Origin of the sequence: Finegoldia magna (assembly GCF_018371055.1) — a bacterium.
In the GTDB taxonomy this organism is placed as follows: domain Bacteria; phylum Bacillota; class Clostridia; order Tissierellales; family Peptoniphilaceae; genus Finegoldia; species Finegoldia magna_I.
In genome coordinates, this window is record NZ_JAGYZD010000165.1 from 1 (window position 1) to 3,954 (window position 3,954).

Annotated in this window: 3 protein-coding genes and 1 pseudogene; 2 read left to right on the forward strand and 2 right to left on the reverse strand. The window is 36.2% G+C overall.

Annotation, left to right across the window (positions count from 1 at the left end; genetic code table 11):
• Both KHW44_RS07210 and fic read left to right on the forward strand, forming a co-directional pair.
• Nucleotides 1-256, forward strand: a pseudogene (locus KHW44_RS07210) (carbon-nitrogen hydrolase family protein); the annotation flags it as partial.
• A gap of 943 nt (nt 257-1,199) precedes the next feature.
• Complete coding sequence (gene fic, locus KHW44_RS07215; protein ID WP_304067764.1) at nt 1,200-1,775, forward strand: protein adenylyltransferase Fic; 576 nt, start codon at nt 1,200-1,202, stop codon at nt 1,773-1,775.
• 446 nt (nt 1,776-2,221) lie between these two features.
• On the opposite strand, the gene KHW44_RS07220 is transcribed toward fic, so the two are convergent.
• Nucleotides 2,222-2,569, reverse strand: a complete 348-nt coding sequence (locus tag KHW44_RS07220) for a type II toxin-antitoxin system PemK/MazF family toxin (protein WP_094206782.1) — start codon at nt 2,567-2,569, stop codon at nt 2,222-2,224.
• A 528-nt stretch (nt 2,570-3,097) separates the two neighbouring features.
• Entirely contained in the window at nt 3,098-3,700 is a 603-nt protein-coding gene (locus KHW44_RS07225; RefSeq protein WP_154254784.1) for a hypothetical protein, read from the reverse strand.
• Between the last annotated feature and the right edge of the window lie 254 nt (nt 3,701-3,954).

A 3,954-nucleotide genomic window follows, 5' to 3' on the forward strand; every position in this document is an offset into this window, starting at 1 on the left:
TATTTCTATGATTGACTCTGATATTTTGTTGTGGCCTGTGTTTGTCGATTTTTCGGTGAAGGACTGGTTTAAGAATGAGTTTGAGGACTACAAGAAACAATCACAGCTTGTACCGATGCCGGTGTTGTTTGTGAATTCGTTTGTGAATGAGGATGACAGAGCGAATGGTGGTGCTTATGTGTTTTACCAAGGGAAGGTTGTTGAGGAATTGGAGCCAGGGAAAGAGGGCGTGTTGAGGTATGAGTTTGTAAGGTGAGGTATTAGAGAGAGTTTGTGTTGAGGTAGGTTTTGAGTGAGTGGTAAGTTTTTTAGATGGGGTTAGAGAGTTCGTGGATAGATAGACAGGGACGAGTTTTTGTTGCTAGATTTACTCTGTTTCAAACCAGAATAAAAGGTTTAACTTCACTCGTCTGGCTTCCAAAAACTGGAAAACTCTAATCTCGAAATCCTAAAATTTGAAGCACGCTTCGCTTACGCGGTCAAATTTTGGCCGGATTTCTGCGATTGAATTTTCACAATTTTTTCCAGATGACTCGCTTAGTTAAAGCCTTTTATTCTAAAGAATCACACCTCATGGGGATTAGGGGAGAAAGTTGATAATTCAACTCTCAAAATCCTAAATCAGTCCGCTAGCTTCGCTTGCGCTTCCTGATTTTGGCGGATTTTTTCGAATGAATTTTCGTTTGAATGGGGATTGCTAAGGTAGGTTATGATGGGGTTATTTTGTTGGATTGGGTGTAGAGAGTTCGTGTGAAGATAGACAGGGACAGGGATTTGGTTGCAAGATGGAGTTAGAGAATTCGTGAGGAGATAGGTTTTGAGTTAGGGGTTGTTAGATGGGTGCAGAGAATTCGTGTGTGGATAGACAGGGACGGGGTTTTGTTGCAGGATTTACTTTGTCGCGTACCAGAATAAAAGGTTTAACACACGAGTCTGGCTTCCAAAAACTGGAAAACTCTAATCTCGAAATCCTAAAATTTGAAGCACGCTTCGCTTACGCGGCCAAATTTTAGCCGGATTTCTGCGATTGAGTTTTCACAATTTTCTCCAGATGACTCGCTTAGTTAAAGCCTTTTATTCTAAAGGAATTTGTGGATAAAAGGTAATTTACAATAATAAAATTTAACGTGTGAAATTCGACACGTTTAGAAATTAAGCAGAAATTTACATAAAATAATGATAGGAAAGGATGGTGTTTGATGGGTCGTTTTATTGATGAGGAGCTTTTGTCTAAGAGGAGGGCTATTGAGCTTTGGGACAAGGGTTTGATTAATAACTTTGAGGTTGGTACTTACAAGGGTTTGCAGGAAATTCACGGGTTTTTGTTTCAGGATATTTTTGATTTCGCTGGGAGAACTCGTGATGTGAATTTGTCAAAGGGGAATTTCAGGTTTGCAAATTTGTTGTATTTAGAGAGCAATTTGGCGATTATTGAGAGGATGCCTGAGGGTTCTTTTGATGAGATTATTGAGAAGTATGTGGAGATGAATGTGGCGCATCCTTTCAGGGAAGGGAATGGTCGCGCGACTAGGATTTGGCTGGATTTGATGCTTAAAAAGAATTTGAATGTGTGTGTTGACTGGGCGATGGTGGACAGGGCTGATTATTTGAGTGCTATGGAGAGGTCGCCGGTGAATTCTTTGGAGATTAAACACTTGTTGAGGAATGCTTTGACAGAGAGGGTTGATGACAGGGGTGTTTATTTGCGTGGTATTCAACAGTCGTATGTGTATGAGGATTTGGATCGATATGATATTGAGGATATAGAGAAGTAAGGGAGTAAGGTGTAGAGTTCGTGTGAAGATAGAGAGTTCGTGTTGAGTGTTGTGCTTGACAGGGATTTTGTTGCAGGAACTAGGTTGTTTCATACCAGAATAAAAGGTTTAACTTCACTCGTCAACAAGGCGTAGGAGCAGGTTTGCTCGAATATCTGGTCTACAGAAATTTGTGATTTCTAAATCTTGGTCTCCTAAAATTTGAAGCACGCTTCGCTTACGCGGTCAAATTTTGGCCGGAGCCCTTCGATTTGAAATCAACAAAATTTCTTCCGAATGATATTCTTCGTCAAAACCCGCTTCCTACGTTAGTTTTTCTATCTAAATAGTATAGTTTTATTTCAAATAAAAAAAAATAGCAGATGCTTATTATCATAATAAATTTAATTGATTTGTTTTAATTATGATGTTCCATCAGCTATTTAAAAAAGTATTAAGTTGTTTATCTATAAATCGAATATTTTTCTCATAGAATTTCTTAGTTTTTCAATATCTTCGTCATCTAGTTTATAAATAATGTCTCCATATACCCTATGCATAGAAACTTCTCTTATTTTATTAACCATTGCAAATGCTTTTTCTTTACTTGGATTATTTTGATATTTTTTACAATCGATTGTGAAGCCACCTCTGTATTTTTTTCCGGATTTTTTACTAGTAATTGGTACTACTACAAATGTTTTGTGATCCTTATTAAATACAGAGGCAGCTATAGCGTAATGTTTTCCTGATAATTCTCCGCCTCTGCTATGAGAGAAGTCAATTAAGTATACTCCAAATTTTTCTATATCCATTTTTGTTTATGTACCTTTGCAAAAAATTAGGTGCGCCACGGTGGCACACCTTCGGTTAACCTTAACGAGTAAGGTTTTTTCTCCTTTATAACCGTATCCTTAACGAATAAGGCTTTTGGTAAATTTATTATACCATTAATATTAAAAATTAACAAGTAATTTTCAGGATATAAAAGGTAAAATTTTGTATCTCTAAACGAGAAAAAAGCAGATTACCACAATTGCTGTAGAATATCATCTGGAGAAAATAAGTATAAATCCAAGCGAAATGAACCGTTAAGAAATCTCACTGGTGCCAGAGCGAAGCTCGCACTTGAGATTTTAGGGTCATGAGCTTAGGATTTATTTATTTTCGTAAGCTAGATATTCGGGCAATTGTGCTTTTCTGCTTTGTACGAATGGATGTTGTGTATGTAATTGTGGTCTTCTGCTTAATATTACTATATACTATGTCGCAAATTTACACTACAATTAAATACAAGTTCTCACAAAAAAAGAAGCTGTTTTGCAGCTTCTTTCCTAATTATATTAGAATTTGTTTACTACATTTTCCAAGGATTCTAGTTTGATTTGTGGATCCCATGTTGCGCCACTGTCTTTTAGTTCTTGGATGTATTGTTGTTTGTTTGATTTGTAGTATTCTATGGTATCTTTTAGTCCTTTTACTGATTGTTTGAAGTTTTCAGTGTCTTTGACTTGGGATACTTTTTTGATTAGATATTCTTGTGATTTTTCTGGTTTTGTTTCTAATGATGTGCATCTGTTGACCATTTCTGTGAATAGTCTATCCATTTTTAGTGATGCGCCTGCTGTTCCGTTTTCGTATTTTTCTAATCTTTCTACAAATTCATCTAGTGTTGCTTTTTCATCATCTGTAAGTTCTTGTTGGTTGTCTTTTTTTGTTTCGTCTTTTTCTGTAGCTTCTGTTGTTTCTTCTGGTTTTTTGTCTTCTTTGTTTTCTTTGTCTTCTTTTTTGTTTTCTTGTGTGTCGGCTGCTGTGTCTTTTTTGTTGTTTTCAGCTGTTGATGTTGTTGTATCTGGTTTATTCAATGATTGTTCGCTGCTACAGCTTGATAATGATACTGAAGCTACAAGTGCAAGTAATAGTCCAAATTTTTTAATGTTTTTCATAAAATCCTCCTCCGATTTCTTTACATATATTATACCACTATTTCGATTTTCCAATCAGGAGAATGTCTACAATATAGCTACGATTATACTAAGATGCCTATTATTATGGTGATGATGAGAAGCATTATGATGTGAACTACGATGTCTAGGTAGATTGCGGCTAATAATTCTATTAGGTAGGTGTTGATTTTGGAGTTGAGGTTAGATTCTGCGGGTATTACTGTCCAATTGACTTTCATTTTGTTGCAGATGAG

What these genes read in the sequence shown, in the direction of transcription:
- fic (WP_304067764.1), top strand. Translation starts at nt 1,200, where the DNA reads ATGGGTCGTTTTATTGATGAGGAGCTTTTGTCTAAGAGGAGGGCTATT.
- KHW44_RS07220 (WP_094206782.1), bottom strand. Translation starts at nt 2,569, where the DNA reads ATGGATATAGAAAAATTTGGAGTATACTTAATTGACTTCTCTCATAGC.
- KHW44_RS07225 (WP_154254784.1), bottom strand. Translation starts at nt 3,700, where the DNA reads ATGAAAAACATTAAAAAATTTGGACTATTACTTGCACTTGTAGCTTCA.